Below are 21,046 nucleotides of genomic sequence, written 5' to 3'. Positions count from 1 at the left end.
CTTCAGTCCTGGGTCCTGTCAAGTTTGCGCTTCATCTGCTTTTTGGTGAATTCAGGTTCGCCCATGAACAGGTAGGTCTTCTTTGCAAGCGGTGTCTTGTTCCAGAGTTTCTTCAGGTAGGGCATCACCCAATAGTCGAGGCCAAAGGCACGTCCTGCGCCTCCGAGCATCACAATGGAGACTGCCATGTACCAGAGGATCTCCTTGCCTGCCAAGGCTCCTATCAGGAACATGACTGACAATCCGAGCGAGACGATAGCTGCAGGGAAGGTAAAAAGACCGCCCAGGAAGCAGAGTCCGATGCCCACTTCAGCCAGAACAATCATGATCTGGAAGAGGTAGGGAGCCTGGGAGACAAAGGTTTCATTGATCCAGGTGTAGAGGGCCAAGGGCTGTGCAAGAAGTGGCGGTGCAAACTGCTTGACCGCTTCTGCTGCCACCCCGGCTACTGCTGTAGCGGCATCACCCACGGCTTCTGAAGCTGAACCAACGGCGTCAGCAGCAGTACTCCAGTAGACCTTTGAACCTGTGGTGTCTGTAAGCCACCCTTCGGCGATCTTTCCAAAGCCCTCAATGAGCCACATCACTCCAAGGAACATCCTGAGGAAGGTTGTCCAATAGGAAGGGACCCGGTAGGAAGCCATACCCCCGATGAGGGAGCGCTTGTTCTTGATCTCGAGGATTTCGTGCTTGAGGTAGGTCCATGCTCCATTGACCCCACATACACCGAACTGGTAGTACATGTTGACCATGTGTTTCATGGCCTGGGCAAAGAAACCTGACATCGAGACACCTGCGGTATGGGAAACTGCATACCTGCCGCCGATCGAGACCATGTATCCATGGAAGTTGGACTTGAAGGGCTTTGGTGGCTCGGCTTTCTTGCCGAGTTCTGTCTTGATGGTGTAGATGACCCCGTCACACGCTGTCTTGGCACTCTGTTCTGCTGCCTCGACGATCTGAGGGACAGGGCGGTTGTCCTCCTGGAAGTACATGCCATCGCCAACGACATAGACATTCTTGTAGTCGGGTGACTGCATATATTCATTGACGAGCTTGCGGCCCATCTTGCCATCGGTGATGGTAAGGCTCTCGCCAAACTCAGTGCCACGGACACCACAGGTCCAGACCAGGGTCTTTGTCATGATGGTCTCCCCGCCTCTGATGGTGAAACCGTCTTCAGTAACTTCGGTAATGAGGGAGTTGAGCATGATCTCAACACCTTTCTTCTGCATGTAGTGCACAGCCTTATTGCGGGGTTTCTCGGGCAGCATGTTGAGGATTGAGCCTAGAGCCTCGCAGTTGATAATCCGCACATCACTGTGGTCGACCTTGTTCTTCTCGCAAAGTACAGGCAGCCATTCGATGAGTTCCCCGACCAGCTCCACTCCGGTGAAGCCACCGCCTGCGACAACAAAGGTAAGCAGTTGCTTGCGTTTGTCTGCGTCAGCCTCCTTGGCTGCTTCCTTGACCATGGTCTCGATGTGGTATCGGATAGCCAGGGCATCCTCCAGGCTCCAGAGGTAGAAGGCGTTTTCCTTGACACCAGGAATCCTGAAGTCGGCAGTCTGGCCACCTGTTCCGAGGATTAGCTGGTCATAGTGATAGGAACCCCTCTCACCTGTAAGTATCTGGTCCTTGAAGTTGATGTCCTTGATTTCGTCCTGGACAACATTGACCATTTTCCCGGAGAAGATCCGGTCAAAGGAGATCTTGACGGAATTCTGCTTGACCCTGTTTCCTGCAACTTCATGCAGTTCAGTCATGAGAATGTGATGTTTGCCGCGGTCGATCAGGGTAATGGATACCTGGTCCTGCATTTTACGAAATGCTTTGTGTAAGTTTTTAGCGGCATGCACACCTGCATAGCCCCCACCAAGTATCACAATATGTTTCTTTTCCATGGTTGTTTCCCTACTGCTCCCTTTTTGTACCTTTTACTGATTATGTCGCACGATGTGTACGAATTCATCACAATAAATACCAGCAAAATAGTATGCTATACAGACTCTTGCCTTGGCGTTTACCGAAGTAGAGTCTCGCACATTTTTAAGTTTTTGTAACTATATGACTCTAAAAAAAGGGGTATATTGATTAAAATTTATTGAATTAATTTCCATAAAAACAAAATAGATAAAAAAATATTGTTTTAAAAAGCTTGAAAATGCGAATAAAACCTTTATATATTGTAAAATACAAGTAAAAAAAAGTATTTTTCGAATTTGCCAGTGATTTTATGTATACATTATTGATACTGTATAACAAATGCGTATATGATTATAGATAAAAGAATACTAGATTACTTGCTATCAAGGAGAAAGAAAGTCATGAAGAAACCTATGAGATTGGCACTTGTTGCCTTAGCAGTTCTTGTAGCAACCCTTGCCGTGGGTTGTGCAAAAGAAGAAGCAAAGGCCACACCTGCCCCTGTTGCCAAGACTGTAGAAGCCCCTGTTGCCAAGACTGTAGAAGCCCCTGTTGCCAAAAATGTCACTACCCCTGCTACCAATAAAGGCTACAAGGATGGAATCTATTTTGCCGCTGATGAGGCTTTTGCCGACTCTGGCTGGAAAGAAAATGTTACCCTTACCGTTGCCGGTGGCTTGATCACCAAGGCTGACTGGAATGGTGTGAATGTTTCTGCCGGTGCGGACAAGAAGACCTATGACAAGGCCGGAAAATACAACATGGTCAAGTTCGGAAAGGCCCAGGCCGAGTGGTCCGTACAGGCTGAGCGTGCAGAAGACTATCTGCTTGCAACCCAGGATCCTGCTGCCATCACCTATAAGGATGCCGAAGGGCACACTGATGCCATTGCCGGAGTTTCCGTTCATGTAGGTGGCTTTTTCTCCCTTGCCCAGAAGGCTCTCGCTGCAGGCCCTGTCGGTCGTGGCTCCTATGCTGACGGTTCCTATTTTGCAATCGACAACGAGTTCGGCTCTTCTGGTTGGAAGGAATATGTCTCCCTCACCGTACTGAACGGTAGGATTGCTGCCATCAACTGGAGTGGTGTAAACCGTGCCGGTGATGACAAGAAGGCTTTCGACAAGGCGGGAAACTACAATATGGTGAAGTTTGGCAAGGCCCAGGATGAATGGTCAGTGCAGGCTAGCCGTGTTGAGAACCACTTGGTTGATGCACAGGACCTCAAGGCCATCAAATATTCCGATGCTGAAGGCCACACCGATGATATCGCTGGAGTCTCCATCCATGTCAGTTCCATGTATGACCTGGTCGAAAAGGCCCTTGCTGCAGGTCCTACCAAAATCGGTCCCTATACCGACGGAACCTACTATGCAAGCCTCGATTCCTTTGATTCCAATGGCTGGAAGTCCTTTGTATCCTTGTATGTCAGCAATGGCAACATTGTAAATGCCTACTACAGTGGCGTGAATGCCGCCGGTGATGACAAGCAGGTCTTTGCCTCTGAGGGTAAATACGGCATGATCAAGGGCAGCAAGCTTGGTAAGGAATGGAATGAGCAGGCCAAGACCACTGAGGCCTATCTCCTCAAGACCCAGGATCCCAAGAAGATCAAATTCACCAGTGCTGACGGTCTGACCGATGATATCGCTGGAGTCTCTATGCACGTCAGTGATTTCTTTACCTTGGCTCAGAATGCCTTTGCTGCTGGACCAAAGAAATAACTCTACCGAGTTCTGATACAGGGCCTTGCGATGCATTTGCATTGTAAGGCCCTACTTGTTTCTAATGGACAACCTTGTTTTTTCCTCTGAGCTTCGCTTTGTACAATGCCCGGTCAGCCTGTTCGACAAGCTCATCTGCACTCGTTCCTTCTTCCCATTGGGCCACTCCAATGCTTACCGTAATGGTCATATCAGCATTACCCTCAATGCTGCTATCCTGGATTGCATTTTGTACTGCCTGGGCGGTGGTGAGGGCTTGTTGCAGAGACGTTTTTTTCAGGATAACAGAGAATTCATCACCGCCAATTCGGGCGCAGATGTCAGGTCCTGCCGTCTGAGCCCGGATGGTCGATGCCACTGACTGCAGGACACGATCGCCCTCCAGGTGGCCGTAGGTGTCGTTGATGGACTTGAATCCGTCTATGTCTATCAAGAGGAGCGAGAATGGGTTTTTGCTCTTTCTTGCACTTTCGACTATCTTCCCAAGCTGTTTTTCAAAATACTGCTTGCTACTGAGTTGGGTAAGGTACTCTATCTGGAGAGACGTATTTCGCAGGCGCAGCAGTATGAAGATAGTCAACGATGCCAAAACGTTGATCAGAAAAAACATCAGCAAAATAAGGCAAAACATGTTTTGCAATTGCTTGTCCAGGGTTTCGTTCAGGAAGCCTGCGGTAACCATGCCCAGGGAAGAACCGTCCTGGATCCCTATGATAGGGCAGTGTGCACAGACACGTTCTGCCTCTAGCCCTGTTTTGATCTGGCAGGCAGTTGCATTGGGTACATCTCCATTCAGAAGGATGATTGGAGAGGCACCCTCAATATCGTACTCTATGTAGAGGAAATCCACGCCTGTCTCTTGTTGTAGCCTGGAAAGGAGCCCTTGCATCTTCTCGGCATAGTGTTGGTCCATTGCTGTAGGGTCTTGTTGTGCTATCCTGACAAGATTCTTATAGGAGTCACTGTCCATTGCAATCAGCAGGGCAGTCGTGTAGGCAATACTGTGTGCATGGTTTTGCATCTCTTCTGTGATGGTATGGGTATAGGTATTGTAGAGGGTTTGTGCTGGTACCAATAGAAAAAGCGAGACCAGCAAAACAATGAGCAATATGAGGAACATGGAGTGGCATGATCGGGGCTTGTGAAAAAGCACTGTAATTTCCCTTTACAATCTTAACGTAGAGCTATATTTTACCATAGGTATCTTGGCAGTGTTAGGAATATTTCATTATAAATCTATAAAATTTATGGATTATTCATATGATATAAGGAATTGGGAGGTAGAATTTGCTTGTATCTGGGATCCTCCATCGATAGACTGACATCACTGTTTGGGAGCAGGAATATGGACGTCGATATACTTTCACTGTGCACCTTTGCCCTCATCACCACCTTCACCCCTGGTCCCAATACGATAAGCAGCGCCTCGATGGGCCTGACCTACGGCTATAGGCGTTCGCTTGGCTATATGCTGGGTATTGCAACCGGGTTCTTTTTGGTCATGCTAGCCAGCTCCCTGCTTTCTGCATACATACAGCTCTATTTTCCCAAGCTTGTCATGACCCTCAGCTATGGCGGTTCCCTCTATATTCTCTATCTTGCCTATCATATTTTCAGAAGCGGCTATGCTGCTGAGCTGGGGCTTCCCAGGCCAATGGGCTATCTCCGGGGTCTGGCCCTTCAGGTGCTCAACCCCAAGGTTGTCATCCTTGGCCTTACCGTCTACTCGACCTTCCTGCTCTATATGCCCCATACGTGGTCCAATATCACCCTCTCAGCCCTTGGCTTTACCCTGATGAGCTTTGCTGCGGTCTCCACCTGGGCAAGGTTTGGCTCACTCATCGGGTTGGCCGTGCAACGAACAAGAACGCGAAGGGCCATGAACGCCATACTTTCCCTGTTGCTTGTGTATTCGGCCGTCAGGATGGCTGCCTCAACCATCCTGGGCTAGGATTGTTTTCCTCCACTGGGCAGCGTAGTATTGCCAGTGACGGAGGACGAACATGAAATTGAGATATCTAAAGGGATTGTTTGAAACCCATGACCTGCATTTTGTGAGAGCCGAGAATGTCTTCGGCGACTATTGGACGATAGAGTTGCAGATCCCTTACCCCATGAAATGGGAAGCTGGCCAGCATGGTGCATTCACCCTTCCAGGGAAGAGGGTTACAGGCATGCCCTTTCGGGCCTTTACGGTAGCAAGCGCCCCCAGTGAGAAGATGATCCTTCTTGGCACCCATGCAAGAAGCCCCATCAGTTCCTTCAAGCACACCTTGACTACAATGCAAAAGGGGGATGTCGTGAGGATCCGTGGCCCATTGGGCTGGTTTGTGGTCAGGGATGCCACCAGCCCAATAGTCCTTCTTGCCATGGGGGTAGGCATTACGCCGGCCCGTTCCATCCTCTACTCCTTGAAAGATGATATGACTCGTCCACTCATCCTGGTCCACACTTCTTCTGATTTCCACCTTTTTTCTGAGGAACTCAAGGCACTGGAGAAAAACAATAGCCAGATGCAACTTGCCTTTGTGCAGGATCGTGAACAGTTCAGGCAGTCCTATACCTCAGCTGTCGCAACCTACGGACAAACTGCCCTGTATTATGTATCAGGAGCCTCCCATTCTGTCCGGTCGGTCAAGAAAGCTTTGAAAGGGTTGGGGATCAAGGGAAATAGGATCATTACAGAGGGGTTCATGGGCTATCATGCGCCAAAAAGGACCAAATGACACTGCCATAAAAAAACCCCTCTCTGATAATCTCTTATCTGAAAGGGGTTTAGTGTATGCGGTAGACTGGACTTGAACCAGCACAAGATTTCTCCCACCAGCACCTCAAGCTGGCGTGTCTACCAAATTCCACCACTACCGCATTACTGAGGTTATAGTTGTCATTCTTTCGAACTGACCTTGGCTACATTACAACAATGAGGGGTGATGCGTCAAGCCCCCTTTTAGAAAAAAGGGCTTGGACGAAAACTTTTACAGCAAAGCCTCAAACTCATCGAGAAGTGAGGAGAAATGTTTGAGTGCTGACTGTACGGGCTCGCGCTTCTCCATGTCCACTCCGGCCTTTTTCAGTGACTCGATAGGGTAGGTGCTGCCACCACTCTTGAGGAAGGAAAGATAGTCATTCTTCTCCTTTTCCCCGCCGTTGAGTACTTTCTGGCTTAGTGCGATTGCAGCACTGATCCCTGTGGCATACTTGTAGACATAGAAGGAAGAGTAGAAGTGTGGGATCCGAAGTCCCTCCAGGTCACTGACCTCCTCAAGTTCCACAGAAGGTCCGAAATAGAGGACCAGCAGCTTGCGGTACTCCTCCCTGAGCAGGTCAACGGTCAGGGGGACCCCCTCCTCACTCAGGCGGTGGGTGATATCCTCAAACTCTGCAAACATGGTCTGCCTGAACAGGGTTGCCACGATATCGTCCAGCCCCTTGCTCAGGATGAAGGCCTTGGTCTTCTTGTCTTCGGCTGTCTCGAACAGGTAGGTTGCCACCAGCTGCTCATTGAAGGTTGATGCTACCTCAGCCTCAAAGATCGTGTAGTCATAGTGGAAGAAAGGGTTGTTCCTTGCACTGAAGTAACTGTGCATGGAGTGGCCGCCTTCATGGGCAACGGTAAAGAGGTCCTTCAGGACATCCTCCTTGTAGTTGAGCAGGATGTAAGGCTTGCCCGTATAGCCTCCGCTGGAGAAGGCCCCACTGCGCTTGCCCTTGTTCTCATAGCGGTCAACCCACCTGTCGGTTGTCAGCCCCTTCTTCAGGGTGGATACATACTCCTCCCCCAATGGGGCGAGAGCCTTGCAGATTATCTCGACAGCCTCCTCATAGGGGGTGTTCTTCTGTACGCCTGAAACCAGGGGTACATAGACATCATAGTGGGCGAGCTTCTCTAGGTTCATGAGGCGGGAGCGCAACGCATAGTAGCGGTGCAGGGAAGGAAGGGCCTCGTGTACCGAATCGATGAGGTTGTCGTAGACGCTCATCGGAACCTTGTCTGCAAAGAGAGCCTTCTGGCGGCAGCTCTCATAGAGGCGGGCTGTACAGCTGAACTTGTCCTGCTTGACCTGCCCTTCATAGAGGCGTGCGATGGTGTGCTTGTGCTTGTCATAGGCTGAGTAGAACTGCTTGTAGGCGAGGGCTCTCAGGGCCCTGTCCTCGCTCATGAGGAATGAGCTGTAGGTACTCTGGGTAAGGGGTTTTGGCCCCTCTTCAGTCTCTATGGTCCCAAAGTCAAAGTCCACATTGGTTAGGTCCCCAAAGGTGGTCCGTGCAGTAGAGCCCACCTCGCTTTGCAGGGCCATGATCCTCTCTTCAGCTTCGCTCAGCACATGTGCCTTGAAGCGGCGGGACTTCTCCAGGTAGACTTTGTAGGAAGAAAATGCTGGGTCTGCAAGATATGAAGCGACTCTCTTGTCCTCAATGGCCAGGAGCTCAGGGTCGAAATAGGCCATGTTTGCACCAAGCTGTGCAAGGGCCTGGCTTACCAGGGAGTAGCGCTTGACGTTGGAGCTGTCCGAGGCATCGGCGGCATAGTTGAGAAAAGCCCAGCTATAGAGCCGTTCGGCAAGGATGCCGGTCTTCTCATACCAGGCAAAGGTTTCGAGCATGCCTTCCTTGCCCGAACCCAGCTTTCCTTTGAAGGAGGGCGCCCTGTCGATCTCCTCCTTGAGGGTCTTCATCCCAGATTCCCATGCTTTCTCATCGGTAAAAAGCGAGGTAAGGTCCCATGTATCGTTTGTTGCTGCTTCTGATCGTCTCTTGATTTCCATCATATCTCTCCCAATAAGGTATTCAGGAGACGGGTTGCCCGTCCCCTGTGGCTATACAGGTCTTTTTTCCCATTATCCAGGGCTGCCATGGTCGATCCCGCTTCCTCCACGAAGAATACAGGGTCGTAGCCAAAGCCACCCCTGCCATCGGCCTCCTCTGTGATGTAGCCTTCCACCGATTCCTCGATCGTGTAGATCCTATGGGTGTCTACAACAAGAGCCAAGGCGCAGACAAACGAGGCCTTGCGTTCTTCTTTCCTGGTGAAGGCCTTGAGGTTCTTCAAAAGGTACTCGTTGCGTGGTCCAGCTTCCAGCAGGTGTCCAAACTCTTCCATCCCATAGCGTGCGGTCCTCACCCCGGGGTTGCCTCCCAAAGCGTCCACACAGAGGCCTGAGTCATCTGCAAGGACCGCATATCCCTTGGGAACCACTTTGGAGAGGGAGAGAGCCTTTCCCAAGGCATTCTCGGTAAAGGTCTCAGCATTCTCCTCAAAGTCGAATGATAGGTTGAGCTCAGAGGGAAGCACGATGGTATGCTCTGTTAGAATTCTTGCAAATTCCTCTTTTTTATGGGTATTTGATGTTGCCAATAGTATGTTCATAGGGGAAAAGATACTCATTGGGTCCTGTTTAGTCCATACATTCCCTGATCAGGCGCTTGATATAGTGCACCGAGGAGGCGACAGTGCCCTTGGGGACTCCGAGCAGCTTGCTGATCTGGGAGTGGCTCAGGTGGAACTCCATGGTCCGTATCTGCTCGACCTTTGCCCGATAGACCCGTTCGGTCCAGGTGAGGAGGTTTTTCAGCTCTGCCTGCTTGTCGGGATCGACACACTGGGCCAGTTCAGCCTGTATCTCCATCATGCGCCTGAAATGACGGTGTGAAGTCTGTTCAAACTGTTGTTTGCATACCCTCTTCTGTTCCAGCAGCTGCTCTGCACTGCAGAGGAAGCGGTGTAGCAACAGTACATCCACCTCGAGCAGGGATGCCACCTCCTCCAAGAGGTGGAGATTGGTAAGGTGAGGGGAGATGGCGAGCATGATGACAAACCGCTTTCGGTTGACCTCCTGCCGCAATTTTTCCTGCAGCCTCTTCTGGACAGCGTCAAGCTTTATCTGGGCGTTCACTCTACTCTTGGGGGCGGTGAGGATCTCCTCGAACAAGGAGGGCATCAGGGATGTGGGAACTGTCGATATTGAGGTTAGGGGAGTGTAGTACTTCTCCTCTGCAACTGCATCGGCTCCATTGTCCTCATCCCAGCTATCCTGTTCGCTTTCGAGCAGGGCACGTTCCTTGTTGAGTTGGCTACGTTTCAGGGCAATGAAGTAGCGGCTTCTCTTGCGAACCACCTGGGTGATGTACCCAACGTAGGAGAGATTTCCCGCCCTGTAGGAGGCTATGTAGTGTTCGATGGTCTCATAGCAGTAGAACAGAAATTCACAGCACTCCTCTTCCGGCAAGAGCCTAAGGCGTGAAGGGATGGTGTACAGCAATTGCTGGGTTATCAGGTGAACCCGGGTATGCAGGTCGTGGTTGTCTTTCTGTGTTTGTAGGGAGAGGACGGCCTTGGTAAGCCTGTCGCTTTGAATTTCCGAAATACCAGTACTATACATGCTTTGCTCCTTGTGGGTTTTCTCCACAAGGAACATGCAATGTGTATGCCAACTCTTGTCTAGACCAGATTCCCTACCGCTTCAAGCAACATGGTGCGAACCTGCTCGATAGGGTGGGGTATGGTAGCCCCGGCTGCCTTCTTATGGCCGCCACCGCCAAAACTCTCCGCAAGGGCGCCCACATCGATGTGGCTCTGATGGCTGGCACGGAACCCGACCTCAGTGACCTGGGAGGAGATCTGCTTGAAGAACAGCACAACCTCAACACCCTTGATGGAGAGCAGCATCGAATAGAGTGCGTCACTTGGCTTGTCGCTGGTGACGTATGTCTCGTTGTCAGCCAGACAGCTGGTGCTTGTCATGAGCTTGCCATCAAAATGGGATTCGCTTCTGTCGATGAGCTTGCCCAGATATTTCACATAGCTCAGGTTCTTTCCACCGGTCATCCGGTCATTCATCATATTGGGTGAGACCCCGAGGTCTACCAGATCGGCAGCCATGCGCAGGGTTTCGCCCCTATAGGCATTGATGAACCTGAAGAAACCGGAATCTGTGGCAAAGCCAAAGAAGAGGTGTTCTGCGATCTCCTCGGTTATCTCGATGTCCAGGGTCCTGTAGAGCTGCATGATGATCAGGGTGGTGGAAACCGACCTGGGCACAATGTAGCGATAGGTACCAAACTGTTCCCCACTGCTATGGTGGTCCAGGACCACTGTAGTGAGGCCCTCGATCTCCTTGGCAAGGTGTCCCAGCCTTTCTGGGGCAGAGCAGTCCACCACAACGACTATCGGGTTGCGAGCGTGCAACTCCTCATCGATATGGTTGAGAAAGTCAGCCCGCAGGTGGGTTATCTCAGATCGTTCGAAAGGACCTGCATTTGCAAGATGGACAGTCTTGCCCAACTTCAGGAGCAGGGCATTCATCGCCATCTGGCTGGATATGCAGTCCCCATCGGGGCTGACATGTCCTACCACAATGAACTCCTCTCGGCTCTTGAGGATGTTCAGCAGCTCGTCATCGAAAGGGGGGTAGGTGAACATCTTAGGCTCCCCGGATAATTTCCGGCTCCTTACCATTGAGGACACTCTCCTCACCGACGATGACCTTGGTGACTCCCTTCATGGACGGAAGTTCGTACATGATGCCCATCATGAGTTTCTCAACGATGGAGCGAAGCCCTCTAGCACCGGTCTTCTGGTCGAATGCCTTCTGGGCGACAGCCGCGACAGCCTCATCCTTGAAGCTCAACTCTATCCCGTCAAGCCTGAAGGAAGCTTCGTACTGGCGGATGATGGAGTTCTTCGGTTCCACGATGATGCGCTTGAGATCTTCCCTTGAAAGGTTGTTCAGGGCAACATGGATGGGGAGCCTTCCGATGAATTCCGGGATAAGTCCAAACTTAACCAGGTCGTCGGGCATCAGTTCGTTGTAGATGGCCCGAAGGTCCTTGTCGCCTGTATTGGTGATGTTGGCACCAAAGCCCATGGCATGGGAGGATGTACGCTTCTCGATGACCTTGTCCAGGCCAACGAATGCACCACCACAGATGAAGAGGATGTTCCTTGTGTTGATCTTGAGCATCTCCTGGTTCGGATGCTTCCTTCCACCCTGAGGGGGGACGGCGGCATCGGTTCCTTCGATGATCTTCAGCAACGCCTGCTGGACACCTTCTCCGCTTACATCACGGGTTATTGAAGGGTTCTCACCCTTTTTGGCTATCTTGTCGATCTCATCGATGAAGATGATGCCGAACTCGGCTGCCTTGATATTGTCGTTTGCATTCTGGATCAGTTTGAGCAGGATGTTTTCCACATCCTCACCGACATACCCAGCCTCGGTGAGGGTGGTGGCGTCAGCGATTGCGAAGGGGACCTGCAGTTTCTTTGCAAGGGTTGAGGCAAGCAGGGTCTTTCCTGTTCCGGTAGGACCCACCATGAGGATATTGGACTTGTCCAGCTCAACGCCCTGGTCGGTGATCTGCTTCTGGTACTTCACCCGCTTGTAGTGGTTGTATACTGCAACAGCCAGGACACGCTTGGCGTCTTCCTGACCTATCACATACTCATCCATATAGTCTTTCAACTCCTGGGGAGTTGGTATGGTTTCCGGTAGCCCTACAGCAGTTTCCTGTAGGTTGGGGTCGCCTGAGAGCATGTCGTTACATACTTTGATGCACTCGTCGCAGATGGCCACCCCTGGCCCGTTTATGAGTCTCTTCACCTCTTCCTGGCTTTTGCCACAAAAGGAACAGACTTTCGAGTTTCGTGCCATTATTTACTCCTTCTCATGACTTTGTCGACGAGGCCATAGGCTACGGCGTCATCGGCACTGAGGAAGAAATCACGTTCGACATCCTTGGCTATCTGTTCCAGGCTCTGGTGGGTGTGCTCGACAAAGATGTCGATGGTAAGCTTCTTCAGCCTGCCAATCTCCTTTGCCTGGATGGAGATGTCGGTTGACTGGCCCTGCACCCCGCCCCAAGGCTGGTGGATCATGACCCGTGAGGAGGGGAGGATGTAACGCTTGCCTTCCTTTCCCGCGGCAAGGAGTACGGCCGCCATGCTGGCAGCTTGTCCCATGCAGATGGTCTGGATATCGCTACGCAAATACTGCATGGTATCATAGATAGCCAAACCCGCGGTGACTGAACCACCGGGGCTGTTGATATAGAGGCTGATATCTTTCTTTACGTCTTCTGATTCGAGGAAAAGCATCTGGGCGACAACAAGGTCCGCAGTAGCGTCATTGATTTCACCGTCGAGAAAGATGATACGGTCCTTCAGCAACCGGCTGAAGATATCGTAGGCACGCTCTCCAACTCCGGACTGTTCGACTACCATCGGTATGGTTGATTGCATCCTTTCAGGATGAATGTTCATAGCAAAAGCCCCCTCATAATTCTTTGGATTAAAAAGGCGGAACCCGGGTAGGAACCGCCTTTTCACAACATGTTCTACTGCAGCAAAGGCCTGTTATGCACCGTAGGAATCTTGCATGAACTCATTGTAGCCGATCGTTTCCCCTTCGATGAAGGTATTGTTTTCCTGGAGGAAAGGAGCGATCTTCTGGAATTTCAGCTCATCTTCAAGCATTGTGCGGTAGTATTTGATCTGTTCCTCATCGGTCACGTCCTTAAGCTGTTCTTCAACAGCCTTCTCCACATCAGCCTGGTCGACGGGGAAGTTTTCCTTCTCCTTGACCTGCTCCATGATCAGCTGGATGCGAAGTGACTTCTCGGCAGACTCTCTCCAGGGAGCGGTCATGTCTTCCTTGGTCTTCTGCTGGTATTCGAGGAACTTCAGGATCTGCTCTTCGGTGAGGCCGGTCTGCCTAACATACCGTTTCCATGCCTGGTCGACTTCCATGTCGATCATGCTGGCTGGGACACCGATGGTCGTTCCCTTGAGCAACTCTTCGGAAAGCGCATCGAGCTTGACCTGCTCAAGCTTTGCGGCAAGGGCCTTCTCAAGCTTCTCGCGTGTTGCCTTTACCAGGTCTGCGACACTCTTGTACTCATCCTTGACATCCTGGGCAAAATCATCGTCCAAGGCTGGGACATCGCGGAACTTGAGGGCCTTGAGGGCAACCTTGAGTTGGATGGTCTTTCCTGCATATCCTTCGACAGTGGAGTCGTCGGCATAGGTCTTGGTGATGATTTTTTCGTCCCCAACCTGCATGCCGATGACATCTGTATCGATCTCATAGAAGTTTGAGCCACTGCCCAGGGTAAATACAAAGTCCTTGCGATCGGTTGCGGCAACCTCGTTGTTCTCCTCATCGAGCTCAACATAGTCAACCGTAACGATATCGCCATTCTCTGCCTTACCCTCTTTGTCGATGACCATGGCATTCTGCTCTCTGAGCTTGTCGATCTCTGCGGTAACGATCTCTTCAGGAAGCTCTACCTTGGGAACAGTGATGGTCAGGCCGGTATAGGTGGGCATTTCAAAGGTGGGCATCACGTCATATTTGACGGTAAAGGTTACATCACTGTTGCTCTTGAAGGGAAGGAGTGTCTCCTCATCCTGAAGCTCAGGGGTACTGTAGGAGAGAGGCTTGTACTTCTCTTCCACGCCTTCAAGGACATCTTTCAATGCATCTTCAATGGTATTGAAGGTACTCTCTTCACGAATTTCCTTACCAAACTTTCCTTCCAGCACGGAAAGGGGAGCCTTTCCCTTTCTGAAACCCTTGAGCTGGACTGTGGCTGCGTACTTGTTCAGAGCAGCTTTGTAGCCTTCTTCAATGGTGTCAGCGGTCACAGTGACCGTCAGCGCGACGGAGGAATTCTCCAGTTCTTTAATACTCTTTTCAGCGATCATGCTATCCTCATCCTTTCGGTCCAATCAGACCTGTATATCCTAGGCGACAGACCACAATAGAGGCACCATCGCACAAATTCACGCAAACCAATGCTACTAATATACAACAAATGTTGCAGAGCAACCACCACTTGGGTGTCCTGTTGCCAAAAAAACAGAAAAAGCCCCAAAAAACCAACCTGGGAGTGAAGAAGAGATCATTCCATCCCAAGCATATACTGAGTAGGGTCCACACAGTACAGTCCAACGAATTGCCATGATACAGAAGAGAGGGCAATAAATCAATTGGTCTATTACGTCGCCCTGATTTCTGTTTTGTTGGGTTCCCATGGGGTAAAAGAAAAGGCAACTACCTACCGTCCAGTAGATAGTTGCCTTGAGAGCGAAAGACGGGACTTGAACCCGCGACATCCACCTTGGCAAGGTGGAGCTCTACCACTGAGCTACTTTCGCAAATACCAATCAGCAGTAACGACAGATTGGAAAAGTACTATGCGAGAGAGGGGACTTGAACCCCTACACCGTAAGGTACCAGATCCTAAGTCTGGCGTGTATGCCAATTTCACCACTCTCGCAGTGCATGTCTTGCCTCCGAAGAGACACGCCATGGATGAGCCGCAAAGGGATTGAACCTTTGACCCGCAGATTAAGAGTCTGCTGCTCTACCAGCTGAGCTAGCGGCCCATGACAAATATATTAACAAAAAACAAGAACCTAAACCAAGAACCCAAAACAAGTACCGTTGCGCCCGGAAGGATTCGAACCTTCGACCTACGGATTCGAAGTCCGGCGCTCTATCCAGCTGAGCTACGAGCGCTTCACTACCCTAAGGGTGGAAGACGGGGATCGAACCCGCAACAGCCAGATCCACAATCTGGTGCTCTACCTTTGAACTACTTCCACCATGTCTAGCTGAAGCAGTGGTTTTTACCAGTGCGTTTCAACGTTGCTTACTATGCCTTAAACCTATTTGTTTGTCAACAACCCTATGGGAAATTTTATAACTTTTCACTGTTTTCAGGCAAAGCCTTGCCTGATAATTAGTTGGCTTTTGCCATCCCTCCAGGCCCTTCTCACATTTCTCTTTTGTCCCTACTTTCTATCCGAATCGTGGACAGCTTTCACAAATACCAGATGGTGTTTCCACCTGATGCTGCTATTGCCCAGGAGAGCGGAAAGTTCCAGCTCCAAGGCAGGGAGGTCGACCTGTATGTTTCGTTTCTCCCAGGCAGCGAGATAGGCACCGCGGACCCAGCGGCTGATGTCCGTTTGGGTGATGAAGCGGTTTTCGAACATATCCCTCTCTTCTATGCAGGCGCTGAACCCCATGGATTCGAAGGTAGGAAGAAGGTCTTTGGAACCCCAGTTGGAGAGGGCATTGCCCTCAGGACCATAGATGAAAGCTTCAGCGGCAAGCAAGCTTTCCCGAAGGGGCGAGGTGCAAAAGTCTGATAGTCGGGAACCTTCTGAGGGGACTCCCTCGGCAAAACGCAGCTCTCCGCCTCTGGCTAGACGGTCATGGAGCAGCTCCAGTATGGGCTTTGCCTCGGAAAGGCGGGAGATGACGTTGCGTCCCAGAATTGTCTCGAACAACAGCCCTGGTTCAAGGGAGAGCAGCGTCTTGGGCAAGGGCTCACACACGATTCTGGGCCGTTCAAGGCTTTGCAGGGAAGAGGCATAGTGGTTGATATGCTGGGCCTGCTCAGCACTATTCACCTGGGCTACAACCAGGCCTTCCGGAGTCTGCCTGAAGGCTTCCCAAAGCAACAGGCCATGGCCTGCATTGCAGACCAATACCCTGTCGCTTCGCCTGCTCTTGAGGTTTTCGAAGAGGGTGGTGCGGATGGAATGCAGCATCTGTCCCCGTTCGCTGGTTGTTCTGCTCAGCCACCTGAGTCGCTCCTTGTCCCCAGGCGAGTAGGTCAGGTTCTCCACAAAGGAATCGGGCTCGACACTCTCAAGCTGTTCTTCCCTGCGCCGGTTGACCTCGCCTCTGATCCCTTTCTCATAGCCCTGGTCGGTTGGCTGGTAGAAGATTTTCCCCTGCAGTGATGTGGGCAGGTACTGCTGGGCCACCCAGTGGTCCTGGAATGCATGGGGATAGAGGTAGCCCTGACCATGGCCGAAGCCCTTGGCATCGCGGTTGCCATCCCTGAGGTGGTTGGGCACCTCGTCCTGGGCCTCCTCTTCCACACCCTTCAGTGCATCAAAGAATGCCATCGACGAGTTGCTTTTGGGAGCTGTTGCAAGGTATAGGGCGGCATGGGTGAGGTGGAACCTCCCTTCAGGGAACCCTATCCTCTCAAAGGCCTGTGCAGCTGCCTCAACCACAACGATGGCGTTGGGGTCTGCAAGACCCACATCCTCGCAGGCGCTGATGAGCATCCTCCTGAAGATGAACTTGGGATCTTCCCCTGCACTGACCATCCTTGCAAGCCAGTAGAGGGAGGCATCGGGGTCGCTTCCCCTCAGGCTCTTGATGAAGGCGCTGATGACATCGAAGTGGTAGTCCCCTTCCTTGTCATAGAGCACCGCCTTGCGCTGGATGCTCTGTTCTGCCGCATCCGAGGTGATGTGGATATGGCTCTTTTCCGGTGGCGGGTAGCTGTCGACGGAGGTTTCCACCGAAAGCTGCAGCGCATTGAGCAGGGAACGGGCATCACCGTTGGCAACCTCTATGAGATGGTCGAGAGCACCCTCGTCAAAGGTGACGGTATATCTGCCATACCCCCGGCTCTTGTCCTCCAGGGCCTGTATGGCGATCTTCTTCAGGTCCTCGCTTGTCAGGCTCTTGAGCTGGAAGATCCTCGAACGGCTCACCAAAGCCGCATTCACCTCAAAGAAGGGGTTCTCTGTCGTAGCTCCGATGAGGATGAACGTCCCATTCTCTACCCATGGAAGGAGGGCATCCTGTTGGCTCTTGTTCCAGCGGTGTACCTCATCGATGAAGAGGATGGTCCCTTGCTCGTAGAGCTGGAGCCTGCTCTTTGCCTCGTCAATCTCATAGCGCAGTTCCTTCACCCCCGAAAGCACAGCATTGAGGGTGCTGAAATGCCTTTTGGTGGTGTTTGCTATCACCCTGGCAAGGGTAGTCTTGCCTGTCCCTGGAGGGCCATAGAAGATGACAGAGGATAGTTGGTCAGCCTGGATGGCCCGCCTCAACAGCCGTCCCTGGCCGATGATTTCATCCTGGCCGATGTACTCATCCAGGTTTCTGGGGCGCATGCGATAGGCCAGTGGTTGGTTCTTCTCGGCCTGTTTTTCGCTCGCTTCTTCAAATAGGTTCATGGTTCTGCCCTTTGGTTGAGTAGTTCATAGAATGAGCCTGTTCCCTGGAATACAGGAGTTGTCCTGAGGTAGGTCTCCTCTTTTGCAAGTTGGTCCCTGTATGTGGAGAGGAACAACCCTACGAGGTAGTCGTCTGGATCCCCCCCAAGGGCCGGCAGGGCCTGTTCACCAAGCAGGGTCTTTGCACGTGACCAGATGGCGTAGCGGTCTGTCAACAGGTCCCACGTCCCCTTGCTTTCGGAAAGATAGGAGCCGAGCATCAGGCGGGTATCGTGCTCAATTTCCGATCGGAATTGTGTTTCCAATGCTTCTGAGGCGCTGCTTTCGCTAAGTTTCCTGGTAGCGATGGGGTTATCGAACTCCATCGCCTCGATGTAGGGCTTGAGCAGGGCCGGCATGGCAATGGTCGCCTGCCTGAATGCGGCAAGGACCTGCTTGGACCAGAGCTGCAGGTGTTCATCCAGCCGAGGAATCTGGGCCTGGTCCAGCAAGGGGGAAGAGGAGGGGGGTACCAGGGTGATGAGGGAGGTCTGGGCATGCAAGCCCGCCTCAATGCGTTCGCTGGCTGTGACGACCACCTCCCTCAGGGCTGTGCTGATCTCCTCAAGGTTCTGCTCCTTTTGTTTAGGTAGTGTGGAGCATCCGCTGATGAGGAGCAGTAGGATGAGTAGGGGAAGATACCTTTTCATGGGTTTGACTATACCATTGCATCCTTCTCTTGCCTAGCTTCTACTTGAGGGGAAAAAGGGTTGCAGAATGCAGAACAAGCGGTACCATAGCTTGACTATAAGGATAAAAATGCTGACATTATAGGTGAGTGTTTCAGTAGGAGGCCCATATGGCAGAAAACAAGACTTCGATGCTTCATAATGTAGTGGCTCGAGAAAAGAGTATAGTAAGGAATGTCTATCTCTGGATGACAGCAGGCCTTGGCTTGACCGGGGTAGTGGCGTATTTCTTGGCAAGCAATCCACCGTTGATGAAAGCCCTCATCGGCAATGGCATGGGCCTGATGCTTGTGGTCATCGGTGAGTTCGCCCTCATCATCTATCTTACGGCACGTCTGGACAAGATGAGCCAAAGCAGTGCCATCGGGGCCTTCCTGGCATATTCGGTCCTTACCGGGATCATGTTCAGCTCCCTCTTTGTCGTATACACCGGGGCGGTCATCTACAAGACCTTCCTGACAACGGCCTTGATGTTTGCGGGAATGAGCGTCTATGCAATGTCCACCAAGCGAGATCTTTCCGGCCTGGGCTACTACCTCAGGATGGCTCTTTGGGGCCTGATCATCGCATCCTTGATGAACTTCATCTTCCGCTCCTCAGGCTTCGACTATATCCTCAGCTTTCTTGGGGTAGCCGTGTTCCTGGGCCTTACCGCCTACGATACCCAGAAGCTTGTGCGGATGAACAACGAGTATGGCTCTTCCATGGATGAGGATACCTTCACCAAGATGAGCATCATCAGCGCCCTCTCCCTCTACCTCAATTTCCTCAATATCTTCCTGTTCCTGCTCAGGATCTTCGGAAGGTCTTCCAACAGGTAGGCCATCTTGGCAAGCAGTATATGTACCCATGGGGCTGTTCCGTTGAACAGCCCCGTTTTGGTGCAGGCCCATATGCTTCCATACTTCAGGAAAGGAAGGGCGGCACCTGATCTCTGTCTTTCTGAAGGATCGGGGGAAATAAAAGGAGGAGCCAGTGGATCTTCCCAAATCCCCTGGCCCCTTAGCTTGCAAGCTTGTCTGTCCGGACCCGCTTTGTTTCTTCTCTGTTCTAGTTTGCTACCACAAACAACATCCTCGCATTTGCGTTCTCCTGAACTGAATAGGAGAAGTTGTCCGTATTGCTGGTGATGATGAATCCATCGTCATTGGCTGTGATGGTTGTCTTTTCGGCAATATAGGCGGTCAGTCTCAGGACTGCAGTGTTGTTTGCGTTTGCAGAAAAGAGGGATGAAGTGGCTACTGCCAAAAGAATGATGATTGTCAATGTGGTTGCTAACTTCTTCATGTGCTCTCTCCTTTTTTGTACTTGTTACATCTATATGATGGAATAAGTGAAAGAAGATGTCAACATAAAAATTATGTAAATCGTTATATTGTAGAAAATTATAGAATGTCACATGTGAGAGGTTGATGTGTGTAACTTATAACATATCACATGTTCGGCAATGTTGTATGTTTTTGTATAAGTTGCGTAACAGAGTACTTATGACAGTGAAGAAACTATCGGTAGACACTCCAAACGCATGTTTGTTGGTAAGAGGTTTTTGAACGATGTGGGGTTGTGTCAAAAGACATCTAGCGATTACTGACAGCCCATATGACCTAGGTGTGGGTGGGATAAGTTGCGGAGAAGTTATGACTTGTACGAAACTAATCCGCGACAAAGACCTGCCTTGAGGCCCTCAAAGGAGATCTCCTCGAGTTCGAGAAAACAGGATCGTCTGCCGACCTGTGCAAGGCTGTGTGCATCGGAGGCGGTGAGAATGGTCTTGTGGTAGGTCTCTGCCTGGACAGGGAGCCGTATCGCTTCCAGCGCAGAGTAGGGAAGGTCGGGAAGAAAGCCCAGGTTGGCGAGGACGCTGTTTGCATACCGGTCGATATGCGCGGGGATGACCAGGGCATCCCTGCTGAGGGCCTCTTCCACAACCTCCCCGAAACTGATGCCGCTGGTGGTGATGAGCAGCCTCTCCACACGCTCCAGCACCTCCCCTTCCAGATTGACCACCAGCTGGTTGCCGAAGAGCCGGATGTCGTTCTTTATGGGAGGAAGAAGGAATTCTATGAATTTGCCGAATTCCATCGCATCCTTGAGCTTTTCAAACAGGGTAAGGACATGGACCTCTTCCACGGTGGTAACCTCGATGCCGAACAGGCCCATGATGGAGCAGAGCTGGCAGGCCTGGTCAAAGGCCGGGAGGTTGCGCGCACAGTTGTGGTCAGAGAGTGCAAGGATCTCGATGCCCTGCTCCATCGCCTCTACAGCGAGGAGGGCAGGGGTTAGGTCGTCGTCTCCACAGGGGGAGAGACAGGAGTGGTTGTGCAGGTCAACCTTTACGAGCATCAACCTTTCCTAGCAGACATGCTACCTTGCAACTCGCCTCAAACTGTGTCCCGTCAAAGGTGAAGACCGCTATGCTCTCTTCCTTTGCTGCCTGAAGCATATCAGGGGGAGTGGATCTCTGGTTACAGATTATGATTGCCTTGATCCCTGCCAAGGAGGCCACTGCTACGGTGTTCTTGTGGGCCTGGATGGTGATGAGCACACTGTCTGAGGGGGCATTGCCCATCACGTCGCTCAGCAGGTCCCCTGCATAGGCATCAAGGACACTATCATCCCCATTCTCCATGGTTTGTGTGACAAACCCTTCCAAGGCGGCCAAATCCTTTACTTGCATG

The 21,046-nt window shown here is 51.5% G+C and carries 18 protein-coding genes and 6 tRNA genes; 4 read left to right on the top strand and 20 right to left on the bottom strand.

What is annotated here, in order from left to right; all coding sequences use genetic code 11:
- Nucleotides 1-2: 2 nt before the first annotated feature.
- Nucleotides 3-1,904: an FAD-dependent oxidoreductase gene (locus ROJ03_RS06040; protein WP_313726104.1), complete on the bottom strand. Its 1,902-nt coding sequence runs from the start codon at nt 1,902-1,904 to the stop codon at nt 3-5.
- Nucleotides 1,905-2,327: 423 nt separating this feature from the next.
- Here ROJ03_RS06040 and ROJ03_RS06035 point away from each other — a divergent pair, with 423 nt between their 5' ends.
- Nucleotides 2,328-3,647, top strand: a complete 1,320-nt coding sequence (locus ROJ03_RS06035) for a hypothetical protein (protein WP_313726103.1) — start codon at nt 2,328-2,330, stop codon at nt 3,645-3,647.
- 61 nt (nt 3,648-3,708) lie between these two features.
- On the opposite strand, the gene ROJ03_RS06030 is transcribed toward ROJ03_RS06035, so the two are convergent.
- Nucleotides 3,709-4,800, bottom strand: a complete 1,092-nt coding sequence (locus ROJ03_RS06030) for a diguanylate cyclase (protein ID WP_313726102.1) — start codon at nt 4,798-4,800, stop codon at nt 3,709-3,711.
- A 192-nt stretch (nt 4,801-4,992) separates the two neighbouring features.
- On the opposite strand from ROJ03_RS06030, the gene ROJ03_RS06025 reads away from it, so the two are divergent.
- Together ROJ03_RS06025 and ROJ03_RS06020 are read left to right on the top strand one after the other, a co-directional pair.
- Complete coding sequence (locus tag ROJ03_RS06025) at nt 4,993-5,598, top strand: LysE family translocator (protein ID WP_313726101.1); 606 nt, start codon at nt 4,993-4,995, stop codon at nt 5,596-5,598.
- 52 nt (nt 5,599-5,650) lie between these two features.
- Nucleotides 5,651-6,373 carry an FAD-dependent oxidoreductase gene (locus tag ROJ03_RS06020; protein ID WP_313726100.1) on the top strand — a complete coding sequence of 241 codons (723 nt, stop codon included), beginning with the start codon at nt 5,651-5,653 and terminating at the stop codon, nt 6,371-6,373.
- A 57-nt stretch (nt 6,374-6,430) separates the two neighbouring features.
- On the opposite strand, the gene ROJ03_RS06015 is transcribed toward ROJ03_RS06020, so the two are convergent.
- The 15 genes from ROJ03_RS06015 to ROJ03_RS05945 all read right to left on the bottom strand — a co-directional run bounded on the left by ROJ03_RS06015 (nt 6,431) and on the right by ROJ03_RS05945 (nt 18,329).
- Nucleotides 6,431-6,515: transfer RNA gene (locus tag ROJ03_RS06015), tRNA-Leu, on the bottom strand.
- Between the two features lie 110 nt (nt 6,516-6,625).
- On the bottom strand, nt 6,626-8,416 hold the full coding sequence (pepF, locus tag ROJ03_RS06010; protein ID WP_313726099.1) for an oligoendopeptidase F: 1,791 nt from the start codon (nt 8,414-8,416) through the stop codon (nt 6,626-6,628).
- A complete protein-coding gene (locus ROJ03_RS06005) occupies nt 8,416-9,018 on the bottom strand; it encodes a non-canonical purine NTP pyrophosphatase (protein WP_313726098.1) in 603 nt (200 codons plus the stop codon). The genes pepF and ROJ03_RS06005 overlap by 1 nt, the downstream gene beginning before the upstream one ends.
- A gap of 28 nt (nt 9,019-9,046) precedes the next feature.
- On the bottom strand, nt 9,047-10,030 hold the full coding sequence (locus ROJ03_RS06000; RefSeq protein WP_313726097.1) for a hypothetical protein: 984 nt from the start codon (nt 10,028-10,030) through the stop codon (nt 9,047-9,049).
- A 59-nt stretch (nt 10,031-10,089) separates the two neighbouring features.
- A complete protein-coding gene (locus ROJ03_RS05995; RefSeq protein ID WP_313726096.1) occupies nt 10,090-11,070 on the bottom strand; it encodes a DHH family phosphoesterase in 981 nt (326 codons plus the stop codon).
- Between the two features lies 1 nt (nt 11,071).
- Nucleotides 11,072-12,301: an ATP-dependent Clp protease ATP-binding subunit ClpX gene (clpX, locus tag ROJ03_RS05990; RefSeq protein ID WP_313726095.1), complete on the bottom strand. Its 1,230-nt coding sequence runs from the start codon at nt 12,299-12,301 to the stop codon at nt 11,072-11,074.
- The gene (gene clpP, locus ROJ03_RS05985; protein WP_313726094.1) at nt 12,301-12,909 is read right to left on the bottom strand and encodes an ATP-dependent Clp endopeptidase proteolytic subunit ClpP; all 609 of its coding nucleotides are present in this window, start codon (nt 12,907-12,909) and stop codon (nt 12,301-12,303) included. The genes clpX and clpP overlap by 1 nt, the downstream gene beginning before the upstream one ends.
- A 93-nt stretch (nt 12,910-13,002) precedes the next feature.
- Nucleotides 13,003-14,352, bottom strand: a complete 1,350-nt coding sequence (gene tig / locus ROJ03_RS05980; protein ID WP_313726093.1) for a trigger factor — start codon at nt 14,350-14,352, stop codon at nt 13,003-13,005.
- Between the two features lie 381 nt (nt 14,353-14,733).
- Nucleotides 14,734-14,805 (bottom strand) — tRNA-Gly (locus ROJ03_RS05975).
- A 40-nt stretch (nt 14,806-14,845) separates the two neighbouring features.
- Nucleotides 14,846-14,927 (bottom strand) — tRNA-Leu (locus ROJ03_RS05970).
- A 36-nt stretch (nt 14,928-14,963) separates the two neighbouring features.
- Nucleotides 14,964-15,036: transfer RNA gene (locus ROJ03_RS05965), tRNA-Lys, on the bottom strand.
- Between the two features lie 59 nt (nt 15,037-15,095).
- Nucleotides 15,096-15,169: transfer RNA gene (locus ROJ03_RS05960), tRNA-Arg, on the bottom strand.
- Nucleotides 15,170-15,183: 14 nt separating this feature from the next.
- A tRNA-His gene (locus tag ROJ03_RS05955) sits at nt 15,184-15,255 on the bottom strand.
- Between the two features lie 189 nt (nt 15,256-15,444).
- Nucleotides 15,445-17,640 carry an AAA family ATPase gene (locus ROJ03_RS05950; RefSeq protein WP_313726092.1) on the bottom strand — a complete coding sequence of 732 codons (2,196 nt, stop codon included), beginning with the start codon at nt 17,638-17,640 and terminating at the stop codon, nt 15,445-15,447.
- The gene (locus ROJ03_RS05945; RefSeq protein WP_313726091.1) at nt 17,637-18,329 is read right to left on the bottom strand and encodes a hypothetical protein; all 693 of its coding nucleotides are present in this window, start codon (nt 18,327-18,329) and stop codon (nt 17,637-17,639) included. Before ROJ03_RS05945 ends, ROJ03_RS05950 begins: the two co-directional genes overlap by 4 nt.
- Nucleotides 18,330-18,478: 149 nt before the next feature.
- Here ROJ03_RS05945 and ROJ03_RS05940 point away from each other — a divergent pair, with 149 nt between their 5' ends.
- Nucleotides 18,479-19,189, top strand: coding sequence for a Bax inhibitor-1/YccA family protein (locus ROJ03_RS05940; RefSeq protein WP_313726090.1), 711 nt, complete (start codon nt 18,479-18,481; stop codon nt 19,187-19,189).
- A 229-nt stretch (nt 19,190-19,418) separates the two neighbouring features.
- On the opposite strand, the gene ROJ03_RS05935 is transcribed toward ROJ03_RS05940, so the two are convergent.
- The 3 genes from ROJ03_RS05935 to ROJ03_RS05925 form a co-directional block, all read right to left on the bottom strand.
- Nucleotides 19,419-19,655, bottom strand: a complete 237-nt coding sequence (locus ROJ03_RS05935; protein WP_313726089.1) for a hypothetical protein — start codon at nt 19,653-19,655, stop codon at nt 19,419-19,421.
- Nucleotides 19,656-20,003: 348 nt separating this feature from the next.
- A complete protein-coding gene (locus ROJ03_RS05930) occupies nt 20,004-20,711 on the bottom strand; it encodes a PHP domain-containing protein (protein ID WP_313726088.1) in 708 nt (235 codons plus the stop codon).
- Complete coding sequence (locus ROJ03_RS05925; RefSeq protein WP_313726087.1) at nt 20,695-21,045, bottom strand: iron-sulfur binding hydrogenase; 351 nt, start codon at nt 21,043-21,045, stop codon at nt 20,695-20,697. Before ROJ03_RS05925 ends, ROJ03_RS05930 begins: the two co-directional genes overlap by 17 nt.
- Nucleotide 21,046 lies beyond the last annotated feature (1 nt).

It is taken from the genome of Sphaerochaeta sp. PS, from assembly GCF_032144095.1.
Classification (GTDB): domain Bacteria; phylum Spirochaetota; class Spirochaetia; order Sphaerochaetales; family Sphaerochaetaceae; genus Sphaerochaeta.
The sequence above is the reverse complement of the archived record's forward strand: the minus strand, read 5'-3'. Positions and strand labels throughout refer to the sequence as shown.

Excerpts from the sequence above, each read along its gene's own strand:
- ROJ03_RS06025 (WP_313726101.1), top strand. The coding sequence starts at position 4,993 with ATGGACGTCGATATACTTTCACTGTGCACCTTTGCCCTCATCACCACC.
- ROJ03_RS05930 (WP_313726088.1), bottom strand. The coding sequence starts at position 20,711 with ATGCTCGTAAAGGTTGACCTGCACAACCACTCCTGTCTCTCCCCCTGT.
- ROJ03_RS06035 (WP_313726103.1), top strand. The coding sequence starts at position 2,328 with ATGAAGAAACCTATGAGATTGGCACTTGTTGCCTTAGCAGTTCTTGTA.
- ROJ03_RS06000 (WP_313726097.1), bottom strand. The coding sequence starts at position 10,030 with ATGTATAGTACTGGTATTTCGGAAATTCAAAGCGACAGGCTTACCAAG.
- ROJ03_RS05945 (WP_313726091.1), bottom strand. The coding sequence starts at position 18,329 with ATGAAAAGGTATCTTCCCCTACTCATCCTACTGCTCCTCATCAGCGGA.
- ROJ03_RS06020 (WP_313726100.1), top strand. The coding sequence starts at position 5,651 with ATGAAATTGAGATATCTAAAGGGATTGTTTGAAACCCATGACCTGCAT.
- ROJ03_RS06005 (WP_313726098.1), bottom strand. The coding sequence starts at position 9,018 with ATGAACATACTATTGGCAACATCAAATACCCATAAAAAAGAGGAATTT.
- ROJ03_RS05940 (WP_313726090.1), top strand. The coding sequence starts at position 18,479 with ATGGCAGAAAACAAGACTTCGATGCTTCATAATGTAGTGGCTCGAGAA.
- tig (WP_313726093.1), bottom strand. The coding sequence starts at position 14,352 with ATGATCGCTGAAAAGAGTATTAAAGAACTGGAGAATTCCTCCGTCGCG.
- ROJ03_RS05995 (WP_313726096.1), bottom strand. The coding sequence starts at position 11,070 with ATGTTCACCTACCCCCCTTTCGATGACGAGCTGCTGAACATCCTCAAG.
- clpX (WP_313726095.1), bottom strand. The coding sequence starts at position 12,301 with ATGGCACGAAACTCGAAAGTCTGTTCCTTTTGTGGCAAAAGCCAGGAA.
- ROJ03_RS05925 (WP_313726087.1), bottom strand. The coding sequence starts at position 21,045 with ATGCAAGTAAAGGATTTGGCCGCCTTGGAAGGGTTTGTCACACAAACC.
- pepF (WP_313726099.1), bottom strand. The coding sequence starts at position 8,416 with ATGGAAATCAAGAGACGATCAGAAGCAGCAACAAACGATACATGGGAC.
- ROJ03_RS05950 (WP_313726092.1), bottom strand. The coding sequence starts at position 17,640 with ATGAACCTATTTGAAGAAGCGAGCGAAAAACAGGCCGAGAAGAACCAA.
- clpP (WP_313726094.1), bottom strand. The coding sequence starts at position 12,909 with ATGAACATTCATCCTGAAAGGATGCAATCAACCATACCGATGGTAGTC.
- ROJ03_RS05935 (WP_313726089.1), bottom strand. The coding sequence starts at position 19,655 with ATGAAGAAGTTAGCAACCACATTGACAATCATCATTCTTTTGGCAGTA.
- ROJ03_RS06040 (WP_313726104.1), bottom strand. The coding sequence starts at position 1,904 with ATGGAAAAGAAACATATTGTGATACTTGGTGGGGGCTATGCAGGTGTG.